The following is a 23315-nucleotide window of genomic DNA, read 5'->3' on the forward strand; positions in this document are numbered from 1 at the left end:
TAAGAGCAATTAAGTCAGTGGGCGGGTTATCATAAATTAAAGGAAACAAGGCAATGCAACAATTGAATCCAGCGGAAATCAGTAACCTGATTAAGCAGCGTATTCAAGACCTTGATGCGGGTGCAACTGCAAAGAATGAAGGCACGATTGTCAAAGTATCTGACGGTATCGTGCAGATTCATGGTCTTGAAGATGCCATGTACGGCGAAATGATTGAGTTTGAAGGCGAAATCTACGGAATGGCTCTAAACTTAGAGCGTGATTCTGTTGGCGCGGTAGTACTTGGTGATTACCTAAAGCTGCAAGAAGGTCAAAAAGCCTATTGTACTGGTCGTATTCTTGAAGTACCAGTAGGTCCTGAGCTGTTAGGCCGTGTTGTTGATGCTTTGGGTAATCCTATTGATGGCAAAGGTCCTATCGATGCCAAGATGACTGATAAAGTCGAAAAGATCGCTCCAGGCGTTATCGACCGTCAATCAGTAGATCAACCAGTAATGACTGGTTATAAAGCCGTTGATACTATGATCCCAATTGGTCGTGGTCAGCGTGAGCTTATCATTGGTGACCGTCAGACTGGTAAAACAGCGATGGCTATCGATGCGATCATCGCACAGAAAGCTTCAGGCATTAAATGTGTATACGTGGCTATCGGACAGAAACGTTCGACTATCGCTAACGTCGTACGTAAGCTTGAGCAAACTGGTGCACTAGAATATACCACTGTTGTGGTTGCTTCAGCATCAGAGCCTGCAGCACTTCAGTATATCGCACCGTACTCAGGTTGTACGATGGGCGAATACTTCCGTGACCGCGGCGAAGATGCACTGATTGTATTTGATGACTTATCAAAGCAAGCAGTTGCTTATCGTCAGATTTCACTACTATTACGTCGTCCGCCAGGTCGTGAAGCTTATCCTGGTGACGTATTCTATTTACACTCACGTCTACTTGAGCGTGCATCACGTGTAAATGCTGATTATGTAGAAAAGTTCACTAACGGTGAAGTGAAAGGTAAAACTGGTTCTTTAACCGCTCTACCAATCATTGAAACACAAGCTGGTGACGTATCTGCATTCGTACCAACCAACGTGATTTCGATCACTGATGGTCAGATCTTCCTAGAGTCTAGCTTATTCGCCTCAGGTATCCGTCCAGCAGTAAACGCTGGTATCTCGGTATCTCGTGTTGGTGGTGCTGCTCAGACTAAGATCATCAAAAAGCTATCTGGTGGTATTCGTACTGCTCTAGCTCAGTATCGTGAACTAGCAGCATTCGCTCAGTTCGCATCAGATCTTGATGACGCAACTCGCGAACAGCTTGACCATGGTGAGCGTGTGACTGAATTGATGAAGCAGAAGCAGTATCAGCCGATGTCAATCTCTGAGCAAGCAGCCGTTATCTATGCTTCAAACGAAGGCTTCTTAGCTGACGTACCTGTCGAAAAGATTGGTTCTTTTGAAGAAGCGTACCTACGCTATATGCATGATGAGCAAAGTGAATTGATGCGTGAGATTGATGACACTGCGAACTACAATGATGATATCGCAGGTCGTTTAAAGTCATCTCTAGAGACCTTTAAACAAAATCACAGTTATTAATTTAACGGGTTAAGCCGAATTGGTTATAACTGTAGCTTAGAGCTGATAAAGTGGCGCGTTGTCTGACCAGATATTTGCGCCACTGTTTTAACCATTACCGGTATTAGATCGCGTAATGCCACAAGATATAAAATGTTATTCTGTAGGATTGATGTTGTATATCAAACGATTGTCGCATGCGCCAATGCTTTTTAACCCTCTTATATTGGAATCATTATGGCAAGCTTAAAAGAGATACGTGCCAAAGTCACCAGTATTAAAAGCACCCAGAAAATTACTCGTGCTATGCAAATGGTAGCGGCAAGTAAAATGCGCCGTGCGCAAGAGCGCATGGATGTGGGTCGCCCGTATGCTGATAGTATGCGCCGGGTTATTTCACATTTGGTGCATGCCTCATCAGACTACAAACATCCGTATATGGTATCGCGTCCAGTCAATAAGGTTGGCTATATTGTCATTACCTCTGACCGTGGCCTAGCGGGTGGTTTGAATATTAACTTATTCAAAGCCCTAACTAAAAGTATCCAAGATTATCAAGATCAGTCTGTACAAGCTGAGTTTGCAGTCATCGGTGCCAAAGGTGTGAGTTTCTTCAAAAACTTTGGTGGTAAAGTTACGTCGGCTGTGACCGATTATGGCGATAAACCAACGTTTGAACAATTGAATGCACCGGTTCAAGCGATGCTTGAAGACTATAGTAACGGCAATATTGACCGTATTTATGTGGTCTATAACCGATTCGTCAATGCAATGACTCAGAAACCAACAGTCAATCAGTTGGTTCCTCTACCAGAGCAGTCATTTGATGATGAAGACAGTGGTATACAGACAGAACTTAGCTGGGATTATATCTACGAGCCTGACATCAAGACGTTAATTGATGAATTGCTTGGTCGCTATATTGAGTCGATTGTTTATCAAGCGGTAATGGAAAACATTGCCTCTGAGCAGTCTTCACGTATGGTTGCGATGAAAGCGGCAACAGATAATGCTGGTGACCTTATTAACGATTTACAGTTGGTTTATAACAAGCTGCGTCAAGCGGCGATTACCCGAGAAATCTCGGAAATCGTTGGCGGTGCTGCTGCTGTTTCATAATTGACTACACCTATATATAGAAGTTCAAGGAGAACGCAATGAGTAGCGGTCGTATTGTACAGATTATTGGCGCGGTTCTTGACGTTGAGTTCAACCGTAATGAAGTTCCTCAAATTTTTGATGCCTTGCAAGTAGACGGTACCGAAACTACCCTAGAAGTACAGCAACAGCTAGGTGACGGTATTGTACGTACTATTGCAATGGGTTCAACCGAAGGTTTAAAGCGTAACCTACCTGTTACTAATACTGGCGCACCTATCTCTGTGCCTGTAGGTACTGGTACGCTAGGTCGCATCATGGATGTTCTTGGTCGTCCTATCGATGAAGAAGGTCCTGTTGTTGCTGACGAAAAATGGTCTATCCATCGTGAAGCGCCAAGCTACGCGGATCAGTCAAACAGCACTGAGCTACTAGAGACTGGTATTAAAGTTATTGATCTACTTTGCCCGTTCGCTAAAGGTGGTAAAGTTGGTCTGTTTGGTGGTGCTGGTGTTGGTAAAACCGTTAACATGATGGAGCTGATCAACAACATCGCTCTAAAACATGAAGGTTTGTCAGTATTTGCTGGTGTTGGTGAGCGTACTCGTGAAGGTAACGATTTCTATCACGAAATGCAGGAAGCTGGCGTTGTAAACACTGAAGACTTCAGTAAGTCTAAAGTAGCAATGGTATATGGCCAGATGAATGAGCCACCGGGTAACCGTTTACGTGTTGCACTGTCTGGTTTGACCATGGCTGAGTACTTCCGTGATACTAAAGATCCTGTTACTGGCAAAGGTCGTGACGTACTATTGTTTGTTGATAACATCTACCGTTATACACTAGCGGGTACTGAAGTATCAGCACTACTTGGTCGTATGCCGTCAGCAGTTGGTTATCAGCCAACACTAGCTGAAGAGATGGGCTTACTACAAGAACGTATTACGTCAACTCAGTCAGGCTCTATTACTTCAGTTCAGGCGGTATACGTACCTGCGGATGATTTGACCGATCCATCACCTGCTACAACGTTTGCTCACTTGGATGCAACAGTTGTACTAAGCCGTGATATCGCATCACAAGGTATCTATCCTGCGGTTGATCCATTGGATTCAACATCACGTCAGTTAGATCCACAAGTAATCGGTGAAGATCATTACAACGTTGCTCGTGGTGTTCAGGAAGTTCTACAGCGTTATAAAGAGCTTAAAGACATCATCGCTATCTTGGGTATGGATGAGTTATCAGAAGAGGATAAACTGGTTGTTTATCGTGCTCGTAAGATCCAGCGCTTCTTGTCTCAACCATTCCATGTAGCCGAAGTCTTCACTGGTGCACCTGGTAAATACGTACCACTACGCGATACCATTGCTAGCTTTAAAGCAATCATCGCTGGTGAATACGATGACCTACCAGAGCAGGCGTTCTACATGGCTGGTAGCATCGATGAAGTAGTCGCTAAAGCTGAAAAAATGAAGTCTAAGTCAGCGTAAGTTGTATAAGCATAAGCTAACGAGTAGATATAATATAAACCTTGTATCTACTCTTCAGTAACGCATCGCAGTTTTACTGTTTTTTGATCGCGCTTTGATGGTAAGGAATTAAGTATGGCAACGTTACAATGTCGCGTCGTAAGTGCTCGTGAAGAGTTGTATTCAGGCGAAATTAGCATGTTAATAGCTACTGGTACCGAAGGCGAGATTGGTGTATTGCCAGGTCACACACCGCTTATTACTTTGCTAAAGCCAGGTGCAATGCGAGTGCAAACACCAAACGGTGAAGAAGAAGTAATTTACGTCTCAGGTGGTGTACTAGAAGTACAGCCTAAGATGGTTACGGTATTGGCTGATACAGCCATGCGTGCACACAATCTTGACGAAAGCAAAATCGTCGAAGCACGTAAAAAAGCTGAGCAAATGCTAATTAACCAGTCTGATACGCTACAAACCAATGCGGCTTTGGCCTCACTTGCAGAGTCAGTAGGACAATTACAGACTATTCGTAAGTACAAAAACCGCGCGTAATTTATTACTGATAGCTCTAGCTAATTATTTAGAGTTATCGCTAAAAGTAATAATAAAAAGACAGTCCATTATATGGGCTGTTTTTTTATGTCTATTCATTATGAAATTAACGGCTCTGCGGTAAATACACATAGTTATTACTTCGATAGTATTTGTGGCAGTCCAATCTATTTTCAGGAAAAATCTTTTATTATCAATGAATCATCACCTATTGGAATTTTCTTAAAAAGACACTGGCGACAACGTTAATATATGGTTATATTAGACATAACGTGTTATAAGCAGCGAGCAGTAACTGTACGCGATAATGTTGGCTCGATGGTTTGGGTAATTAGCAAATGATAGATAATACAAATTGCGATGTACTAACGAAGTAATTGACGTAATTTCTGGACGCAAACTAAAGTTTTGATAGGGGTAGTTTATAGGTTTTGTTACCGACTATCAGCTATAGTATAGGAAGCTGATAATTTAATAGTATACTGTGCTACCAAGTTTGTAACAGCTATACGAACATCAATTGTGCCACTATATGGTGCTATTAATTTTACCGCTCTTACTTTTACTGCTTTTAAATTAGATGTATTAGAGGATATAACAATGACAACGAATGAAGAAGACAACACCCCCCGAATCTTGATTGTTGAAGATGATGAGCGTCTGGCCATGTTGACTCAAGATTACTTGGTCAAAAATGGTTTAGAAGTGGCAATTGAAACTGATGGTAATCGTGCTATTCGCCGTATCGTCAACGAGCAACCAGATATGGTTGTACTTGATGTCATGCTACCTGGTAGCGATGGTTTGACCGTATGCCGTGAAGTACGCCCACATTATCAAAATCCAATTTTGATGTTGACTGCACGTACTGAAGACATGGATCAGGTATTGGGTCTTGAAATGGGTGCTGACGATTATGTTGCCAAGCCTGCTCAGCCACGTGTATTGCTTGCTCGTATCCGTGCGCTATTACGCCGTTCAGAAAATGCACCATCAGAAGATGTGCCACAACGTCTAGAGTTTGGCGAGTTAGTCATCGACAACGGTGGTCGTTCAGTTAACCTAGGTGATGAGTTGGTTGATTTCACCAGTGCTGAGTATGATCTACTATGGTTACTTGCTTCTAATGCAGGTCGTATCCTATCTCGTGAAGATATCTTTGAACGTCTACGCGGTATTGAGTATGATGGTCAAGATCGTTCAATTGACGTACGTATCTCACGTATTCGTCCAAAAATCGGTGATGATCCAGAAAATCCAAAACGTATTAAGACCGTACGTAGTAAAGGCTATCTATTCGTAAAAGAAGGCAACTAATATTGTTGCTTCTATAGGTTGATTAATTATTGATCGCTATTCGAAAAAACCAGCAATGATGCTGGTTTTTTTGTGGCTAAATTTTAATTTTTAAACTTAAATGCAGTGTTATGTGGTTTAATTAAGCCATTATTATAGACGCTGACTAAATATATGTCATACATATAAGTCTTTGGATGATTGCTGCATATGAATTAAAATGCGGTAATTAAAAGTCAAAGTTAAAGTTTATCCCTATTCGATCATGTTCGATATCATCCACCACATAGCACTACCTATATGTTTGATGATATTAGCAATCTCTATTTATTAAGTTGGTCACGGCACGTATGTCATTAGTCTCTTCTTTAAAACACAGTATTTTTGTTCGTATCTATGCTGGGCTACTTATAGTCTGCTTGTGTGTGGCACTGTTTGCGCAGTTATTGATGGATACCATCAATAAAGAGCGTGTGCAGTCCTATCGTGAAAATATGGCAATGGGGGCGTTCCATTTGGTGAGTGAAGGAATCTCTCACCAAAATAGCGAAGAAGAGCGTGAATATTGGTTGTCAGATGCGAGTAGTTTATTTGGTACTACTTTCAAAGTCTTACCTATCGACGAAGTAGATTTTAGCGCCAGTGAGCTACGACGTTTTAAAAATGATAATACCGTTGTACGTTATTTTAACCAGCCTGTATATGCAGATGTTTATTATCGTTTGCCGGATAATAAAAGTGTGTTAACAGCGAGAATCTCTCAAGTTACCGAGCAGCAAGTAAGGGCAATTGCGGTCTTTTTATTAGATGATTTGTCTTATCACATGACATTATCGGATAAGCGCGCACGTTTGGCTGAACTGGAAAAAAAGTTTTCTTTTCCTTTAGCATTCAAAGCAGTCAATACACTTGAGTTAGATTCAGATCAGATGTCTCGCCTGCGCCGTGACGAAGTTGTTATATCGTTGCAAGATACTAACAGTAGTACGAGTAACTCTGCGATTAGGGTAATAGTACCCTCTGAAATCAATGATATGGCAATTTTGATTGGGCCTATACCGTTATTTAACTGGTTCCCGCTTAACTTAATTATTAGTATGATTCTTATCAGCATGTTCCTAATTAGCTTAGGTGTATATGCGCTCATCTTCCCGCTTGAACGTAAGCTACAATTGATTCAGGTAGGTGTAAATGAGGTCAGTCAAGGTAACCTTGATATTCAAGTACAGGTTATTGGTCAGGATGAAATAGCGCGTTTGTCAGCGACCTTTAATGCCATGACCTCTCATATTAAGCGTTTAATTGAATCACAGCGAGAGCTTACCCGAGCGGTTTCACATGAGCTTCGTACGCCAGTGGCTCGTATTCGATTTGCAGTAGATATGCTTGCTGATACGGATGACGAAGACTCACGTTTTATGCAGCGTGACTATATTGATGAAGATATTGAATCGCTTAATGGTTTGATTGATGAGATTTTGACCTATGCTAAGCTTGAGGAAGGGTCACCAAAGTTAGATTTAGAACCAGTAAATTTAAGAGAGCTGTTAGAGCAGATCGAGCGCGAAACCAATGCACTAGGTAAACCTATTAAAGTAGTAACCAGTTTGCCAAATGCAAAAGTCACAGCAGTGGCAGATAGACGCTACTTACACCGTGTGATTCAGAACCTTGCAGGTAATGCGTTACGCTATGCAGAAACAACCATTATCATTAGTGCAGGTGTCAAAAAAGGTAATGCCTTCGTCAGTGTCGAAGATGATGGACATGGTATTCCTGAAGCAGATCGCGAAAAAGTATTTATTCCATTCTCACGCTTAGATGACAGCCGTACACGCGCGTCAGGTGGTTATGGTCTAGGCTTGTCTATTGTATCGCGTATCGCCTTTTGGTTTAATGGTAGTATGAAGGTGGACGAGAGTCGTGAGTTAGGAGGTGCAAGGTTTGTGATGACATGGCCTATTAAACCATTGACGCAAATTCTTGCTGCTGATGAATTGACCCAAGAGAAAAGCGAGCGCGACTTCGATACTAAGTTGTCAGACTAAACCAAGTTATAGAGCTATATTATAAACGCAAGCTATCAGATTAAGTTATCAGACTAGGCCGTAAGTATTAGTCATGATACTAAAGACAATCAGCGGCATCTTAATGGTATAACACGATAGCGCTTTGTAGCTAGATGACGCGCTCGTCGCTATTTTTAAGACAGTTGGACAATGTCATAGGAGGGCATAGGATGCCATATTTATTTGGTGGCTTGGTAGTGTTGAATGCGATTACGCTAGGCTATTATTTATTCTTAAAACAGCCATCAACGACCCAAACACTACAAACAGCTCAGGCTGAAATTACCCAGCCATTAGCTTTCACTAACAGTGCTGAGTATATTCCGCCGGCTATTGGTAGCAAAGACTAGCGTTGACCTCTTTACTTATTTAACCTGAAGTCTCATCGCTATTTTGAATCTGGCACCGTACTGTCTACCTCAGTTACTTCGTCTATGTCAGCCGCTAACGTAGTATCTCCAGCGACTTTAGAAAGTAGGGGAATGCGTACACATACTTGTAGCCCACCTTCAGGGTGGTTGATGGCTTCAACAGTACCATGATGTAATCGTGCAATACGATCAACAATCGCAAGACCTAGTCCGCTACCTTGAGTAGTCCGTGCCGTCTCTCCACGTTCAAACGGTTGCATAATTCGCTCTAATTGATCGTCAGCGACGCCATCACCGCAATCTCGTACACAAATCACTAACTGTTCTTGTGCTTCTTTGTTCACTACATTTTCGCTGACCACATCTGTATCTTCGTCTTCAACAGTTTCTATAAATGTCGGTACAACCGTTGCCGATAAATAAATAGGTGGCTTTCCATAACGATTGGCATTATTGACCAAGTTGATAATCAGACGCTTAATGGATAATGGACGTACGGGAACGACCTTGTCGCATTCTGACTCATATACAAACTTCATCGGTGCAAACTGCACCATGATTTCGTTAAATATGGTATCTAGATTGGTCAAGCTGACTGGCTCATCAGAACCATCTTTCATAAAAGAGATGAACTGCTCCAAAATAGCATCCATATCCTCAATATCGTAAATCAGCCCTTCACGAAAGAAGTCATCTGGTAGCATTTCTGCGGTTAAGCGCATACGTGTCAACGGTGTACGCAAATCGTGTGAGATGCCCGCGAGCATAATAGTTCGCTCTTTTTGAGCTTGGTTCAATGTCGTAAACAGTCGGTTAAACGCCATATTAACTTGACGTATCTCTGTGGGGCCTTTTTGCGTTGGCAGAGTGGTTGCATGACCAAGCCTAATATAGTTAGTAGCTGCACGTTGTAGGTAGCGTAGTGGGCGATTTAACTGACGCGCTAATAGAATAATCGTTAGTAACGATAGGATAGGCAGGCCAATCAAAAATAGCACCAGTAATGTCGGGCTATACTGCGAATAGTAAACCACAGGCTCACGCACCCAAAAACTGTCATCACGGCTATCTTGTACCCATAGCTGCGGCGTTGGCTTAAATTTAAAATAAACCTCTACAGGGCGACCGAGCTGCGCACCGATTTCACGCTGTAGTACGTCAGTAAAAAAGCTTACAAATGGCTTGTCAGCGACTTCTGGAAAGTCACTCGGATTGTTTACCACGACGACATGAGAGTGCTGGTAAATCCATTGGCGTACTTCGGGACGACCTTGCCAGTCTTTATTAACGCTATTGATCAGCTGCAACTCACTCGTTAAATAACGCGCATGGTTTTTTAGCTCTGGTAGATACAGACTACGCCAAAAGAACAAAATTGATAAGCTCACACTAATAAGCACGATAAAGGCAACCATTAAGGTTGTTAGCCAAGTGTTGGAATAAGAGCGTGGCAGCCAACCTTTACGACGCGGCTTTGGGTTCGGAGAGATCATATGTGTCCAACAGAGTAAAAGAAAAGTTATTGTGATATAGCGTGTAGCTCTCTAAATACGATTGCCTTAAAGCTAGTCCGTGCATCAATCTATAGCGATATATCATAGAATAGCATAACCAATAAATAGTACTGATACAGTATGCAATCGACGAACAAGCCAGATAATCATAGGAATAGATATAAAGTTAAGCTTAAGGATAGACGTATTTAACAATCATCTATTTTTCAGAGAGAGCGATAGTAATCTATAGAGTCTAAAGAAAAACTTTAAAAATAAGCCATTATCATCAGTTATATTTTACTTAGGTCGTCATTTAAGCTATTGTTAATAAATAATTAAATATGCACAGTTTATGTTTTCAACAAATAAAGACTGTGATATAATTATGCCCTTTTTGGTATACCTGCGAAAGAGAGAATTCACATGGTTGTTATTCGTTTAGCACGGGGCGGTGCCAAGAAACGCCCATTTTATCAAGTAGTTGTTGCTGATCAACGCCGCGCGCGTGACGGTCGCTATATTGAAAACATCGGCTTTTTTAACCCACTCGCTAAAGAGTCTGAAGAAGCAGTACGCCTAAACATGGAAGCGTACAATGCGTGGATCGCAAAAGGTGCACAACCTTCAGATCGCGTTGCTTCATTAGCAAAAGCTTACAACAAGTCTGCAGCTCAAACTGAAGCAACTGCTTAAGTTTTGGTTGTTACTGAGACGTTCGTAGCAAAACTATGACATGACTCAGTAGACTTTAGAATACATAGCGTAACTGGTCTGACCAGGGTGCGCCATTAACTGTTTATCGCTTTTGACGCAATTGTTTTTGCAATTGCTGTTTTAATCATTGTTAGGTTAGCTGCTATGTCATCTGTTCCAAACGCTAGTGCCCTTATGAAAATTGGTCAGCTTAAGAAGCCTTACGGCATTAAAGGCTGGCTTTGGGTATTCAGTGATACGGATGACCGTACAGCAATATTCGACATGAAGCCGTGGTGGATGAAAACTGCTACTGGCATGAAACCTTTGACTGTGAAGGCTTGGCGTGAGCAAGGAACAGGAATTGTGGCTCAATTTGAGCAGATTCCTGATCGTAATGTTGCTGAGACTATGAACGGTGTTACCGTTTGGGTCGAACAAAACGTCCTACCTGAAACAGCTGAAGACGAATATTATTGGTCGGATTTGGTCAGTCTGCGCGTGATGAACGAGCAGGATGAGTATCTAGGTAATATCACTGAAATGTTTGAAACCGGTGCCCATGACATCATGCGTGTAACGGCAAATTCAGACAGTTTGGACAATGAAGAACGCCTGATTCCATGGCATAAGCAAACTGTGATAGAAGTCAATATGACTGAAAAAACAGTGCTTGTGGCATGGCCAAGTGATTACTAATAGCGTTTCTGGCTTTTTAGTCAGATGTTGTTAGTACTTACACCGATTGTTTTAGCCTTAACGCAAGTAGACATCAGATGTATTTTGCCGTAATTAGTATTTTTCCTGAGATGTTTGCCACGATTCGTGAATTTGGAATCACGGGCCGAGCAGTGACTCAAGAGCAAGTTACGATTGAATGCATTAATCCACGTGATTATACCACCGATAACTATCGCCGTATTGATGAGCGCCCTTATGGGGGTGGTCCTGGGATGGTGATGATGGCTGAACCATTATCGAAAGCCATTGAGGATGCACGATTGCGTGCCAGTCAACATGGTTGCCGTGTCGATAGTGAGCACTGTCCGGTGATTTATATGTCACCGCAAGGGCAAACGCTTAGTGAGAGTAGCGTAGTTAATATGACTGATTACGATGGCATGATTTTATTATGCGGTCGTTATGAAGGTATTGACGAGCGTTTACTATCACAATATGTCGATATGGAAGTATCGTTAGGTGATTACGTGTTGACTGGTGGCGAGTTGCCAGCAATGGTGCTGATGGATAGTGTGATACGTCGTCTGCCCGATATCATGGGTGATGACAAGTCAGCGGAGCAAGACTCTTTTGTCGATGGCTTGCTTGACTGTCCACACTATACTAAGCCGCATGAGTTTGCAGGTATGGCGGTTCCTGAGGTGTTACTTTCAGGTCACCATGCCAATATCGCTAAGTGGCGTTTTAGTCAGCAAGTCAGTCGTACGCAAACGCGTCGTCCAGACTTATGGCAAGCGTTTACTCCAACGGTAGAGCAAGCAAAGTGGTTGAAAGCATTGGCCAAAGCAGATAAAAAGTAGGTTTTTAAAATCTAACTTTATCGTTAGCAAGTTTGATAAACAGTTAAGAAACAGAATTTTGAGCAATAATAAAACGAGTCATAGCATAGTGGCCGTTGGTTATAACCCATTTACGTTGTGTCTCACTATAAAGAGATGCGATTAATTATTACAAACAGGTGATATGCGTCAAGCCTCTATTATCTAATGTGAGGAGATAACTCTCATGAGCAACAAGCATCCATTGGTTCAGGTCATCGAAAACGCTCAATTGCTTGAGCGCCCAAGCTTTGCACCCGGCGATACCGTTGTGGTACAAGTAAAAGTACGTGAAGGTGAGCGTGAGCGTTTACAGGCTTTTGAAGGCGTTGTAATTGCTAAGCGTAACCGCGGTCTAAACTCAGCGTTTACCGTACGTAAAATCTCAAGCGGCGTTGGCGTTGAGCGTGCATTCCAATTGCATTCACCAATCATCGAGAGCATCGAAGTGAAACGTCGCGGTGCTGTTCGCCGTGCGAAACTATACTACTTACGTGAGCGCTCTGGTAAATCAGCACGTATCCGCGAAAAACTTGGTGCTCGTCCAGTTGCTAAGAAAAAAACTGACGCTGGCGTACCTGATGCAGTTGATACTGCACCTGGTATCTAAGCACAAGTTTGCCGTTTTGAGTTAGTCCTATAATTTTAGAATTGGCTCAAGACAAGGTAATAGTAGATACAAGCCCTTATTCATAGGTTTATTTATAAATAAGCGGGCCATACCAAAAAAGACGAAACCCCAATCTATGCGAAAGCTAGATTGGGGTTTTTGTATGTATAGCATTAATAATTTAAGTTTTATCAGTTATCAGTTATCAGTTATCAGTTATCAGCTCTAATAGTGCCAGTTATAGGCTAAAGTTTATTGAGCATCAAATGTATCGATGCGGTTGACTTGCTCTTTGGACTTACTGTATTTGCGCAGTCTAATGTATAAAGTCTTGGTAACGGTCGCGATTAGCTTTTGCTGCTCATCAACGATATCGACTTTATACTCACGGAATACCGCTTCACCTTCTTTTGCCAGCTCTTGAATCGTAATGATTTCAGAGCTAGGTATTTTCATGCGTGCAGTGACTTTACTATTGCCAGGCGCAATAAAATCAATATGTGAGCTTTTGTCCCACACCACATAATTGCTACCCAGTTGATGCATCAGCATGAGCATATAAAAAGGGTCAACCATCGAATATAAGCTACCACCGAACTGAGTACCGACGATATTTTTGTTCAGAGTGTTTAGTCCCATGCTGACTACGCACAAACCCTGATCGAGGCTGATATGATCGATTTTGATACCTGCGCCAATATATGGTGCATAAGTATTAAGGCGCAGCTTCAATAGATGCGGTGTCAGCAATGGCATGATGCTTTGCTTGGCCCGACGTTTCAAAGTCTCAAGGTTGGTAGGTAATACGCTCATAAACTTGTCCTGTTGCCTTTTTTTAATTTTTTGATTGTACCAATAATGCGGTTTTAAACAGTATCACTGAGAAATAAATCGATAAAAAGTATTTATCATAATTAAAAAGTACTTAGCCTGCTAGCTCTAAAGCGTAACCAAAATGACATATTTATGCCCACTTATAGATAGCAATCGTTATTTATTATAACTATCTTTGCTATTCATCTATGTGATAAAAATCCACCTAGATGTAAATCATTATCAATAAAACGGTCGTTTATTCTAATTCAAAGTCTATAACAGAAAGATTTTTTCCTCATGGTTTTCTATTAAGGTCAATTTTGTCTCAAATAGAAACTTTAGTTTATATATTATAATGAGATACATAGTATCTTTAAATGGTTTTAGGTTCGCATTTCATCAAGTCTTGGCATACAATAGTTCGCAGTTTGTAATAGGCGCTTTGGTCTATGACATTAGAGCAGAGCGTGTGTAGTCAATCAAAGACGTAATCGACACAAGGAAATGTGATGAGTAACCCTCAGACCCCCTCTTCAGGGTCTAATACGCCGACCTCGAACGTAAACCACGACAGTCAAGTACAAGGCAGTTATGTAGATTTGCATAAGCCCAGTTCTAGTTTCGACAGTCGTGATGCTTATTTAAACCATGAATTACAAATCATGCAGCCGAAACGCTGGCGTCCTAATTTACCATTCCGTGATTACCGTTTTGAATACGAAGATACTATTCCAGCAATGGCCGCGACCATCGGTAAAGTCGTTATGGTGGGCGCCATTGCAGCAACCTTTGCAGGTCCACTCGGCTTAGGTGATGCGTTTGTCTTAGAAAACGTGCGCTACGAGCTATTGATCGTCTCCTTCTTTATTATTTTATTTTCGGGCTTTCTACTGCCGACGGCCAACCTCGCTGGTACTCACGGCCCACTTATTCCTTTGATTCCTATTGTGGTAGCAGCTGGTGGGCACCCGATGGCCTTTGGTCTGCTTATTGGTGCTTTTGGTCTGCTCCTCGCGATTAGTAAAGGGGGGAGTCTGCTGGCTAATTTGACCAGTAAAGGTGTGTGCGGTGGCCTCTTGATTTACTTGGGCTTTATCGGAACGACGTCACAGGTCAAAAATCTCTTTGCTTGGGCCGAAGGGATTGGTATGTCGCATATTGCTTTCTTTATTATTCTGGCGACTATCCTGCTGTATGCACTGCTTGAGCATTGGCAAAAACGCTGGCTCGCGGTTCCGCTAAGCTGTGTGTTGGGTGGTGGTCTTGCATTTGCATTGGGTGCACCTTTTGAGTTCAAAACAGCGCCAGGTCTACCAAACATGAATCCAATGTATTGGTGGGGCGAAAACACAGGTTGGATGTTAGGTCTGCCGACGATTGAAAGCTTCATTGTAGTACTGCCGTTTGCTATTTTGGCCGTGGCAATGTGGTCGCCAGATTTCTTAGGCCATCAGGTATTCCAAAAAATCAGCTATCCCAAACGTACTGAAAAAGTGCTTATGGATATTGATGACACCATGACCAGTGCTTCATTTCGTCAGGTAGTCGGCTCTGTATTAGGCGGTGCCAACTTTGCGTCATCTTGGGGAACGTATATTGTTCCTGCGGCGATTGCTAAACGTCCAATTCCTGCCGGAGCTTTACTGACAGCTCTATTCTGTATCATTGCAGGGGTTTGGGGCTATCCGATGGATTTGGCCATTTGGCAGCCAGTGATGTGTGTAGCCTTGATTGTCGGGGTATTTATTCCATTGCTAGAAGCTGGTATGGAGATGACGCGTGAAGGTAAAACCACGCAGTCTGCTGCTATCGTGGTATTCGCGTCGGCATTGGTTAACCCAGCCTTTGGTTGGTCGCTCACGTTGTTGCTTGATAACTTGGGACTGATTGGCTCTAAAGAACGTAGTGCGAATTTGACTAAAATGAGCCGCTGGATCATACCGGGTATTATGTTTGTGGTACTGACAGGCGTGATGGCTATCGTTGGTATGCTGCCGGGTATCCCAGCATTAATGGCAAATTTCCGCCATTAGTAGGTTGTTACATAAACGATAATAGAACAAACTAAGCCGGCGAAAGCTGGCTTTTTTATGGGTAGCGCTGCGATAATAATTGGCTTGTAAAACAATGACTCCCGCCCCATAACTAGCAGTATTACTAAGGTTTTTAAGAGCAATAAATTCTATGGTTAATGTCTCAGAATCGAGTCCTGTCGATGATAAAAAAGCCCGTCTTAAGCATCTGATTAAACGCCTGCCTAACTTGCCAGGGGTGTATAAGATGCTGGGCAAGAACGGCGATATATTATACGTTGGTAAAGCTAAGTCGCTAAAAAGCAGGGTAAATAGCTATTTTGCCAAGACGATTGATCATCCAAAGACACGGGCGCTAGTGGCGCGGATTCATAATATTGAGACTATTATTACGCGTAGTGAGACCGAAGCGCTGTTGCTTGAACAGAATCTAATCAAGGAGCATCGTCCGCCCTATAACGTGCTGCTGCGTGATGATAAATCCTATCTTTATGTGTTTATCTCAGCCGATAAGCCTTATCCACGTTTGGCCTACGGTCGCGGCAAAGGCAATCATCAAAAGGGTCGATTCTTTGGCCCGTTTCCCTCTGCACATGCGGCAAAAGAAACGTTGGTATTGATGCAAAAGATGTTTCAAATGCGTCAATGTACTAACACCTTTTTTAAGCAGCGTCAGCGTCCTTGCCTTGAGTATCAGATTAAACGTTGTCGTGCGCCTTGTGTCGGTTTGGTATCGCCAGAAGAGTACGCAGAAGATGTGAATAATACCATTCGTTTTTTAAAGGGAGATTCTAGCGATATCCATAGTACGCTGATTGAAAAGATGGAAGCGTCAGCTGAAGCGTTAGATTTTGAAAAGGCGGTATTTTATCGAGATCAACTGTCCATGTTACGTGAAGTACAAGCAAGGCAAGCGGTTTATACCGTACAAGGTGAGGCAGATGTTATTGCGATTGCCAGTCAAGCTGGCATGACCTGTGTGAACGTGCTGACGGTACGTGGCGGCCGTGTACTAGGTGGAAAAAACTATTTCCCAGATGTGGATAGTAGTGAGTCGTTAGCAGACAATTTATCAGCTTTTATTACATCATTTTATTTCCAAGTGACCGATGATCTGCCAGCTGAAATCATATTGAGCCATCAGATACCAGATCAGGTGGCAGTGAGTGAAGCATTGGCAACGCACTTTGGTAATAAAGTAGTCATCAAGACCAATGTACGCGAACACCGTTCAGAGTGGCTGGACTTAGCCACATTGAATACCAGTAATGCATTAAAAACCAAGCTTGGCGATTATTTAGAGCTGCATGCACGCTTTGGCGCACTAAAAGACGTATTGGCGACTGTCACCGATCGGACGATTGATCGCATTGAATGTTTTGATATCTCACATACGATGGGTGAAGCGACCATTGGTAGCTGCGTGGTGTTTGACCAAGGTGGCTCGCGCCGTCGCGATTACCGTCAGTATGCTATCCATGATATCCAAGGTGGCGATGATTATGCGGCGATGAAACAAGTGCTGACCAGACGTTATAAGAAGCAGCCGTTGCCGGATTTGCTATTGGTTGATGGTGGTAAAGGTCAGCTTGGTATTGCCAAAGAAGTATTAACTGAGTTAGGTATTCTTGGCGACACCTTGCTCATCAGTGTGGCAAAAGGGGAAGGGCGTAAGGCTGGGCTTGAGGTATTGCACTTTATCGATCACGAACCGTTAGATCTACCGATGGATAGCAAAGCATTGCACTTGCTGATGCATATTCGTGATGAGGCGCATCGTTTTGCGATTACCGCTCACCGTAAAAAACGCGATAAGCGTCGCTCGTCATCAGTGCTAGAGGTGATACCAGGACTGGGTGAAAAACGTCGTCGTGACTTACTCAATCACTTTGGTGGTATGCAGCAGCTGCTTGGCGCTTCACAGCAGGAGTTGGCAGGTGTACAAGGTATCGGACCAGTACTCGCAAAAACGGTGTATAAAGTATTGCATGAGTAATGGATTAGATAGTATCAAGCATCAGTTTTTATTGATTGTCTATAAATAAAGCTGTGTGGAGATTAAACAAAAAAAGGGGCAGTCTTAGATAATTTTACTTATCCAAGACTGCCCCTTTTTTAATAAGCTTTTACTACTTATCAGTTTCTACTTTATAAGTGGTAAATTTAAAGCTTAAATCGCTTTTTTCATCGTGCATTTGCTCAGATTCGTCTGCTACTTTAAAGCGTTCTGGCAACTCAGGGTAAAATGCATCGCCGTCTGCAATATCAGTATCTACATGAGTCAGCTCAATACGGTCGGTGTACATCAAAGCGTCACTAAATACTCGCTCACCGCCAATCACCCAAATCGTATCGAGATGCGCGCCATGAGCCAGGCTAGCTGCTTGTGTCAGTGCGTCATCTAAGTTGTGTACTACATAAGCATTGCTGCTATCTGCAAGACCTTTTGTTTCAGCATAGTCCATCTGTGTCGTGACAATGAAGCTCACACGCTTAGGTAATGGTTTACTACCCATTGACTCAAATGTCTTACGACCCATAATTACGATACCTTGAATCTTACTATCGTTTTCTTTGGTCGTCATGCTTTTGAAATGTTGCAAATCTGCTGAGATATGCCACGGTAGCTCATTGTTTTTGCCGATACAGCAATTGCTACTAATAGCAGCGATTTGGGCAACTTCGGTATGGGCATAGCTCATAATATATCCTTTTTATTATATTCTTAAATTTTGCTCTTATTTGGCGTAGTTAACCAGACTAACTTTATACGGCAACTTTGGCTTTGATAGCAGGGTGCGACTCATAGTCATTGACGCTAATGTCTTCGTACTCAAATGCAAATATGTCTTTTACTTCAGGGTTCAAAGACAATGTCGGCAGTTTATATAGCGAGCGTGTTAACTGTAGCTCGGCCTGTTCACGGTGGTTTTGGTAAATATGACAATCGCCACCCGTCCAAACAAACTCTCCAACTTCCAGATCACATACCTGCGCGATCATATGAGTCAATAGCGCATAGCTCGCAATGTTAAAAGGCACGCCTAGGAATAAGTCAGCAGAACGTTGATACAGCTGGCATGACAGCTTATTATCTGCGACAAAGAACTGAAATAACGTATGACATGGTGGTAGGGCTACTTGCTCTGCCTCACCTGGATTCCAGCCTGAAACAATCAAACGGCGCGAATTCGGATTGTTCTTTATCTGTTCAACGACTTGTGCGATTTGATCGACGCCATCAGCGTTATAACTGGCATCTTCATTTTTGGTCGCGCCATAGTTACGCCATTGATGACCATAGATAGGACCCAAATCGCCAGCAGGTCTGTTAAAGCGTGCTGTCTGTTCAGCTGTCGCCCACTCATTCCAAATACGAACGTTATTCTGTTGTAGATAGTCAACATGAGTGCTGCCACTTAAAAACCATAATAGCTCATAAGCAATAGATTTAAAGTGAACTTTTTTGGTAGTTAGCAATGGAAAGCCATCTGCTAAGTCAAAGCGTAGCTGTGCGCCGAAATGGCTAAGCGTACCAGTACCAGTACGATCGCCTTTTTCAGTACCATTGTCGAGAACGTGGCGTAGCAAATCTAAATAGCCTTGCTCGTTATTACTTTGGGTGCCATTGATCATAAAATGCTCTTTAGTTACTACTGACAGCGCATACAGGCTAAATGGGTAGTCGATATATACACTGTCATTATTGAAAGTATTACTAGAGTAGGTGTTTTGACAGCTTACCCTATTTTAAGTCCTAAACCTTTATCACAAAAAGGTAGGCTTAATAAGCAGCTTGCTTACCCCAGTCGTAGATGCCGCGTTTGTAAGCGTAACCGATCAAGAATAGACCGATAATTATCATTGGGGCGCTTAGTATCTGACCTTTGGTCATCCAACCTAGCAAGATGAATCCTTGGTCGATGTCTGGCTGGCGGAAGAACTCAATGATAAAGCGGCTAAAGCCATAACCAAGCATAAAGACACCAGTCACTGCCATACGAGGACGGGGCTTTGATGAGTACCACCACAAGAATAGAAACAACAGGAGACCTTCTGCAAGGGCTTCATACAGTTGCGACGGGTGACGAGGCAACAGGTACTGACCATTGACTTCAGTCATAAGGTCTTGCAGCGCAGGATTGGCTTGTAGCTGCTGCATATCAACACTAGCGGCCTGCGGGAAGTAGGTCAACCAGTTGTAGCCACCGTCAGAGACGCGGCCCCATAGCTCGGCATTGATGTAGTTACCAATACGTCCGAACAATAAACCAGTTGGTACACAGGGAACGACAAAATCGAGCACTTGGAAAGGTGTCTTTTTATATTTGCGGGCAAAATACAGCATACCCAACATGACACCAATCAGGCCACCATGGAATGACATACCGCCTTCCCAGACCTTGAACAGATAGGCAGGGTTTTGGAGTAGCTCACCGAACTGATAAAACAATACATAGCCGACACGGCCACCTAATATCACACCAAGTGCGCCAAAAAACACTAGGTCTGAGACCATATCGGTCGTCCAGCCTTCACGCTTAGTACTGCGATACCATGCCAGTCCGTAGGCTGCGGCAAATGCCAACAAATACATCAGCCCATACCAATGGACTTCGACAGGCCCAACTGCTAATGCTACAGGATCGTACTGAGGATGAATCATCATAAGGGCATCATAATATTGATAATAAAATGCTGACTATAATAGCAAATTTCGTTGGCTGGGCATACATAATTGCTCTGGTGCCAATCAGAGTGTATGAGTAATTTGAGTTTTTGAGATGGTACAGAATGTATAGGCTAAGAGTCAAAAAAATAAGAAGTGAGGTGAAAAAAGTGACTTTAATTAAGGAGTGTTTTCGTGATGATATGTAATCTTGGTAGCTAGCAGCTTGGGATAAAAATGCCATTTTTAGCATTATTCAACTTTCACTACCAAGTTGTACTATTACATCTATTATTAAAAGGAATTAGATGGCGACCAAATCTTGTACGTTATTTTCGACCATCGTGTCACCTGCGCCTTGTGACACTACCTTACCACGTGATAGTACCGTGTAATTGTCAGCAAGCTCTTCGGCGAATTCATAGAATTGCTCAACCAGTACAATGGCCATGTCACCTTTGTCAGCTAAGTCACGCAGGACGCGGCCAATATCTTTGATGATAGAGGGCTGAATACCTTCAGTTGGCTCGTCCAAAATTAATACAGTCGGCTCGGAGGCTAGGGCGCGGGCGATAGCAAGCTGCTGCTGCTGACCACCAGACAGATCACCACCGCGGCGATGTTTCATCTCATCGAGTACGGGGAAAATATCGTATAAATGTTTGGGTACGTGTTTGGCCTTACTGCGTGAAAACTTGGCCATGCCGATCAAAATATTTTCTTCGACCGTCAGTGTCGAAAAAATATCGCGTCCTTGCGGTACATAAGCCAGCCCAGCTCGGACACGTTGCTCGGGAGACATCTTGCTGATGTCTTTATCATTGAGCAAAATCTCTCCTGATTTAATCGGTAGTATCCCCATCAGGCACTTAAGTAAGGTGGTTTTGCCCACGCCATTACGACCAAGTACTACACTGCATTCGCCGATGGGGGCTGTAAGCGAGACGTCTCGTAAAATATGGCTGCCGCCGTAATATTGATTGATATCGTTAACTTGTAACATGGCTGTCTCCTAACATTCGAATCGTTTCCTAATCTCTAAATGGCATAGCAGTTTGTCAATATTATTATTTCAGCTATCAATTCAGCTATCGACCTAAATAGGACTCAATCACGGCTTCATTGGCTTGCACTTCCGCTAACGTACCTTCAGCCAAAATCGCTCCTTGTGCCAATACCGTGACTTTTTCACTGATGGCATCGATAAAGGTCATATCGTGCTCGACTACTACTAAAGTGTGGTTCTTTTTAAGCCGTAGACACAGCTCAGCGGTATGTTCTGTTTCGGCATCGGTCATACCTGCTACGGGCTCATCAAGCAAAATCAGTTTGGGGCTTTGCATCAGTAGCATGCCAATCTCTAACCACTGTTTCTGCCCATGTGAAAGCAATCCAGCTGGGTTGTTGATTTTGTCGGTCAAACGAATCTGCTGTAAGGTAGCGTCGAGGGTATCGCGAGTATCGGCATCGAGTTTGTTAAATAAGCTTTTGACCACACGTTTGTCTTTTGGCGCAGCAAGTAACAGATTATCCATTACCGTAAAATTTTCAAAGACAGTAGGTTTTTGAAACTTACGGCCGATACCCGCTTCAGCGATTTGTTCGGTAGATAAGCTGGCAAGGTTATGAGTCTGACCAAAAAATACACTGCCTTCGGTAGGACGAGTTTTTCCTGTGATGACATCCATTAGCGTGGTTTTACCAGCGCCATTGGGGCCAATAATGCAACGTAGCTCACCTTCCTCAATATATAGTGACAGATTGTTGAGTGCTCGAAACGAATCAAACCAAACACTTAGATCTTCTAAATATAATGCAATACCGTGGCTAAAATCGACGCCTGATGGCTTTGGGTGACTGCGGCCAGTACCGCCATGATTACGTCCATACTCATTAATAATTTGCTCAGTCGTTGAAGGTTTATCATTTAGCATTATTGCTTCTCCTTTTTGAATCGATCGAACAAGCCCATAATGCCATTGGGTAAAAACAACGTCACGATGACGAACAGTCCACCTAATATCAATAGCCAAAACTCAGGGTAGGCGACCGTAAAGTAAGTTTTCACAGCATTGACCACACCAGTACCTAAGATCGCGCCAATTAAGCTTCCTCTACCACCAGTCGCTACCCAGACGGCTATCTCAATTGAGTTCACTGGGTTCATCTCACTCGGATTGATAATGCCTACTTGCGGCACATATAGCGCACCAGCGATACCAGCGATGACGGCGGATAATACCCAAGCGGATAGCTTGTACCATAACGTACGGTAGCCTAGATACTGCAAGCGGTTTTCGCTATCACGAATAGCGCCAAGCACTCGCCCATACGGCTGATTCATTAAATGACGCAAACCCATATAAGAGACTAATAATGCTACGGCCGTGACAAAGCACAGCATTGAACGAGTAGAGGCAGCGGTAATGTCGTAGCCTAAAAGGGTAGTAAAACCAGTAAAACCATTGTTGCCGCCGAAGCCTGTCTCATTACGGAAGAACAGCAAGGCTGCCGCGTAAACCATGGCTTGAGTGATAATAGAAAAATAAACGCCTTTGATTTTGGAGCGAAAGGCAAAGAAACCAAAGATAAATGCAACCAAGCCAGGCACTAATACAACCAGTGCGACAGCCCACCAAAAGTTTTGCGTGCCAGCCCAATACCAGGGCATTTCAGTCCAGCTCAAAAACCGCATAAAATCGGGAAGCGCATCTCCTGCTGTCTCACGTGTTAGGTACATGCCAAACGCATAACCCCCTAAGGCAAAGTACAGGCCATGTCCCAAGCTCAAAATACCAGCATAGCCCCAGACGAGATCTAGTGCCAAAGCGACCATGGCTAAAGCCATTATTTTGCCAATCAGAGTAATCCAGTAGGCCGAAAGGTGAAAAGCTGAGGTCTCTGGCATAAGATGTAGCCAAGGCAGTATCAGTAGTACGGCAAAACATAAGCCAATTAAAACAGCACTACGCGGTGTATCAGACAGTAATTTGGTCAGTATCAT

21 protein-coding genes are annotated in these 23315 nt (G+C 43.0%); 13 read left to right on the forward strand and 8 right to left on the reverse strand.

Features of this window, described 5'->3' with window-relative positions:
* Window positions 1–53 precede the first annotated feature (53 nt).
* The 7 genes from atpA (at window position 54) to ABFV72_RS10415 (ending at window position 8414) form a co-directional block, all read left to right on the forward strand.
* On the forward strand, window positions 54–1598 hold the full coding sequence (gene atpA / locus ABFV72_RS10385; protein WP_057762002.1) for a F0F1 ATP synthase subunit alpha: 1545 nt from the start codon (window positions 54–56) through the stop codon (window positions 1596–1598).
* Between the two features lie 216 nt (window positions 1599–1814).
* Window positions 1815–2696: a F0F1 ATP synthase subunit gamma gene (gene atpG, locus ABFV72_RS10390; protein WP_347163559.1), complete on the forward strand. Its 882-nt coding sequence runs from the start codon at window positions 1815–1817 to the stop codon at window positions 2694–2696.
* Window positions 2697–2734: 38 nt separating this feature from the next.
* On the forward strand, window positions 2735–4168 hold the full coding sequence (atpD, locus tag ABFV72_RS10395; RefSeq protein WP_057761998.1) for a F0F1 ATP synthase subunit beta: 1434 nt from the start codon (window positions 2735–2737) through the stop codon (window positions 4166–4168).
* A gap of 114 nt (window positions 4169–4282) precedes the next feature.
* A complete protein-coding gene (locus ABFV72_RS10400; RefSeq protein ID WP_347163560.1) occupies window positions 4283–4699 on the forward strand; it encodes a F0F1 ATP synthase subunit epsilon in 417 nt (138 codons plus the stop codon).
* 600 nt (window positions 4700–5299) lie between these two features.
* Window positions 5300–6016: a response regulator gene (locus ABFV72_RS10405; RefSeq protein ID WP_057761994.1), complete on the forward strand. Its 717-nt coding sequence runs from the start codon at window positions 5300–5302 to the stop codon at window positions 6014–6016.
* A gap of 329 nt (window positions 6017–6345) precedes the next feature.
* Window positions 6346–8043, forward strand: coding sequence for an ATP-binding protein (locus tag ABFV72_RS10410; RefSeq protein ID WP_347163561.1), 1698 nt, complete (start codon window positions 6346–6348; stop codon window positions 8041–8043).
* 191 nt (window positions 8044–8234) lie between these two features.
* Window positions 8235–8414 (forward strand): hypothetical protein, encoded by a 180-nt coding sequence (locus tag ABFV72_RS10415; protein WP_057761990.1) that lies wholly within the window; start codon window positions 8235–8237, stop codon window positions 8412–8414.
* Window positions 8415–8452: 38 nt separating this feature from the next.
* On the opposite strand, the gene ABFV72_RS10420 is transcribed toward ABFV72_RS10415, so the two are convergent.
* Window positions 8453–9928 carry an ATP-binding protein gene (locus ABFV72_RS10420; protein ID WP_347163562.1) on the reverse strand — a complete coding sequence of 492 codons (1476 nt, stop codon included), beginning with the start codon at window positions 9926–9928 and terminating at the stop codon, window positions 8453–8455.
* A 426-nt stretch (window positions 9929–10354) separates the two neighbouring features.
* On the opposite strand from ABFV72_RS10420, the gene rpsP reads away from it, so the two are divergent.
* The 4 genes from rpsP (at window position 10355) to rplS (ending at window position 12793) form a co-directional block, all read left to right on the forward strand.
* The gene (gene rpsP / locus ABFV72_RS10425; RefSeq protein ID WP_021812802.1) at window positions 10355–10624 is read left to right on the forward strand and encodes a 30S ribosomal protein S16; all 270 of its coding nucleotides are present in this window, start codon (window positions 10355–10357) and stop codon (window positions 10622–10624) included.
* Between the two features lie 165 nt (window positions 10625–10789).
* On the forward strand, window positions 10790–11323 hold the full coding sequence (rimM, locus tag ABFV72_RS10430) for a ribosome maturation factor RimM (protein ID WP_101205950.1): 534 nt from the start codon (window positions 10790–10792) through the stop codon (window positions 11321–11323).
* Between the two features lie 77 nt (window positions 11324–11400).
* On the forward strand, window positions 11401–12165 hold the full coding sequence (gene trmD / locus ABFV72_RS10435) for a tRNA (guanosine(37)-N1)-methyltransferase TrmD (RefSeq protein WP_102092093.1): 765 nt from the start codon (window positions 11401–11403) through the stop codon (window positions 12163–12165).
* Window positions 12166–12370: 205 nt separating this feature from the next.
* Window positions 12371–12793, forward strand: a complete 423-nt coding sequence (rplS, locus tag ABFV72_RS10440; RefSeq protein WP_057761981.1) for a 50S ribosomal protein L19 — start codon at window positions 12371–12373, stop codon at window positions 12791–12793.
* 252 nt (window positions 12794–13045) lie between these two features.
* Here rplS and ABFV72_RS10445 read toward each other — a convergent pair whose 3' ends face one another.
* Window positions 13046–13606 carry a DUF4442 domain-containing protein gene (locus ABFV72_RS10445; protein WP_296210096.1) on the reverse strand — a complete coding sequence of 187 codons (561 nt, stop codon included), beginning with the start codon at window positions 13604–13606 and terminating at the stop codon, window positions 13046–13048.
* Between the two features lie 512 nt (window positions 13607–14118).
* On the opposite strand from ABFV72_RS10445, the gene ABFV72_RS10450 reads away from it, so the two are divergent.
* Both ABFV72_RS10450 and uvrC read left to right on the forward strand, forming a co-directional pair.
* Complete coding sequence (locus ABFV72_RS10450) at window positions 14119–15642, forward strand: DUF3360 family protein (RefSeq protein WP_347163565.1); 1524 nt, start codon at window positions 14119–14121, stop codon at window positions 15640–15642.
* 151 nt (window positions 15643–15793) lie between these two features.
* A complete protein-coding gene (uvrC, locus tag ABFV72_RS10455; protein WP_160022103.1) occupies window positions 15794–17638 on the forward strand; it encodes an excinuclease ABC subunit UvrC in 1845 nt (614 codons plus the stop codon).
* Between the two features lie 133 nt (window positions 17639–17771).
* Here the strand turns inward: uvrC and ABFV72_RS10460 are convergent, their stop codons facing one another.
* The 6 genes from ABFV72_RS10460 to urtC all read right to left on the reverse strand — a co-directional run bounded on the left by ABFV72_RS10460 (window position 17772) and on the right by urtC (window position 23315).
* The gene (locus tag ABFV72_RS10460) at window positions 17772–18344 is read right to left on the reverse strand and encodes a dihydrofolate reductase (protein WP_347163567.1); all 573 of its coding nucleotides are present in this window, start codon (window positions 18342–18344) and stop codon (window positions 17772–17774) included.
* Between the two features lie 64 nt (window positions 18345–18408).
* Window positions 18409–19278 carry a thymidylate synthase gene (locus tag ABFV72_RS10465; protein WP_347163568.1) on the reverse strand — a complete coding sequence of 290 codons (870 nt, stop codon included), beginning with the start codon at window positions 19276–19278 and terminating at the stop codon, window positions 18409–18411.
* Window positions 19279–19426: 148 nt separating this feature from the next.
* On the reverse strand, window positions 19427–20311 hold the full coding sequence (gene lgt, locus ABFV72_RS10470; protein ID WP_057761969.1) for a prolipoprotein diacylglyceryl transferase: 885 nt from the start codon (window positions 20309–20311) through the stop codon (window positions 19427–19429).
* A gap of 304 nt (window positions 20312–20615) precedes the next feature.
* Complete coding sequence (urtE, locus tag ABFV72_RS10475) at window positions 20616–21314, reverse strand: urea ABC transporter ATP-binding subunit UrtE (RefSeq protein ID WP_347163570.1); 699 nt, start codon at window positions 21312–21314, stop codon at window positions 20616–20618.
* A gap of 85 nt (window positions 21315–21399) precedes the next feature.
* Complete coding sequence (gene urtD, locus ABFV72_RS10480; protein ID WP_347163572.1) at window positions 21400–22245, reverse strand: urea ABC transporter ATP-binding protein UrtD; 846 nt, start codon at window positions 22243–22245, stop codon at window positions 21400–21402.
* On the reverse strand, window positions 22245–23315 hold the full coding sequence (urtC, locus tag ABFV72_RS10485) for an urea ABC transporter permease subunit UrtC (protein WP_347163573.1): 1071 nt from the start codon (window positions 23313–23315) through the stop codon (window positions 22245–22247). The genes urtD and urtC overlap by 1 nt, the downstream gene beginning before the upstream one ends.

Source organism: Psychrobacter proteolyticus, from assembly GCF_039762275.1.
Classification (GTDB): Bacteria; Pseudomonadota; Gammaproteobacteria; order Pseudomonadales; family Moraxellaceae; genus Psychrobacter; species Psychrobacter proteolyticus_C.

What these genes read in the sequence shown, in the direction of transcription:
- atpA (WP_057762002.1), top strand. Translation starts at nt 54, where the DNA reads ATGCAACAATTGAATCCAGCGGAAATCAGTAACCTGATTAAGCAGCGT.
- atpG (WP_347163559.1), top strand. Translation starts at nt 1,815, where the DNA reads ATGGCAAGCTTAAAAGAGATACGTGCCAAAGTCACCAGTATTAAAAGC.
- atpD (WP_057761998.1), top strand. Translation starts at nt 2,735, where the DNA reads ATGAGTAGCGGTCGTATTGTACAGATTATTGGCGCGGTTCTTGACGTT.
- ABFV72_RS10400 (WP_347163560.1), top strand. Translation starts at nt 4,283, where the DNA reads ATGGCAACGTTACAATGTCGCGTCGTAAGTGCTCGTGAAGAGTTGTAT.
- ABFV72_RS10405 (WP_057761994.1), top strand. Translation starts at nt 5,300, where the DNA reads ATGACAACGAATGAAGAAGACAACACCCCCCGAATCTTGATTGTTGAA.
- ABFV72_RS10410 (WP_347163561.1), top strand. Translation starts at nt 6,346, where the DNA reads ATGTCATTAGTCTCTTCTTTAAAACACAGTATTTTTGTTCGTATCTAT.
- ABFV72_RS10415 (WP_057761990.1), top strand. Translation starts at nt 8,235, where the DNA reads ATGCCATATTTATTTGGTGGCTTGGTAGTGTTGAATGCGATTACGCTA.
- ABFV72_RS10420 (WP_347163562.1), bottom strand. Translation starts at nt 9,928, where the DNA reads ATGATCTCTCCGAACCCAAAGCCGCGTCGTAAAGGTTGGCTGCCACGC.
- rpsP (WP_021812802.1), top strand. Translation starts at nt 10,355, where the DNA reads ATGGTTGTTATTCGTTTAGCACGGGGCGGTGCCAAGAAACGCCCATTT.
- rimM (WP_101205950.1), top strand. Translation starts at nt 10,790, where the DNA reads ATGTCATCTGTTCCAAACGCTAGTGCCCTTATGAAAATTGGTCAGCTT.
- trmD (WP_102092093.1), top strand. Translation starts at nt 11,401, where the DNA reads ATGTATTTTGCCGTAATTAGTATTTTTCCTGAGATGTTTGCCACGATT.
- rplS (WP_057761981.1), top strand. Translation starts at nt 12,371, where the DNA reads ATGAGCAACAAGCATCCATTGGTTCAGGTCATCGAAAACGCTCAATTG.
- ABFV72_RS10445 (WP_296210096.1), bottom strand. Translation starts at nt 13,606, where the DNA reads ATGAGCGTATTACCTACCAACCTTGAGACTTTGAAACGTCGGGCCAAG.
- ABFV72_RS10450 (WP_347163565.1), top strand. Translation starts at nt 14,119, where the DNA reads ATGAGTAACCCTCAGACCCCCTCTTCAGGGTCTAATACGCCGACCTCG.
- uvrC (WP_160022103.1), top strand. Translation starts at nt 15,794, where the DNA reads ATGGTTAATGTCTCAGAATCGAGTCCTGTCGATGATAAAAAAGCCCGT.
- ABFV72_RS10460 (WP_347163567.1), bottom strand. Translation starts at nt 18,344, where the DNA reads ATGAGCTATGCCCATACCGAAGTTGCCCAAATCGCTGCTATTAGTAGC.
- ABFV72_RS10465 (WP_347163568.1), bottom strand. Translation starts at nt 19,278, where the DNA reads ATGATCAATGGCACCCAAAGTAATAACGAGCAAGGCTATTTAGATTTG.
- lgt (WP_057761969.1), bottom strand. Translation starts at nt 20,311, where the DNA reads ATGATGATTCATCCTCAGTACGATCCTGTAGCATTAGCAGTTGGGCCT.
- urtE (WP_347163570.1), bottom strand. Translation starts at nt 21,314, where the DNA reads ATGTTACAAGTTAACGATATCAATCAATATTACGGCGGCAGCCATATT.
- urtD (WP_347163572.1), bottom strand. Translation starts at nt 22,245, where the DNA reads ATGCTAAATGATAAACCTTCAACGACTGAGCAAATTATTAATGAGTAT.
- urtC (WP_347163573.1), bottom strand. Translation starts at nt 23,315, where the DNA reads ATGATACTGACCAAATTACTGTCTGATACACCGCGTAGTGCTGTTTTA.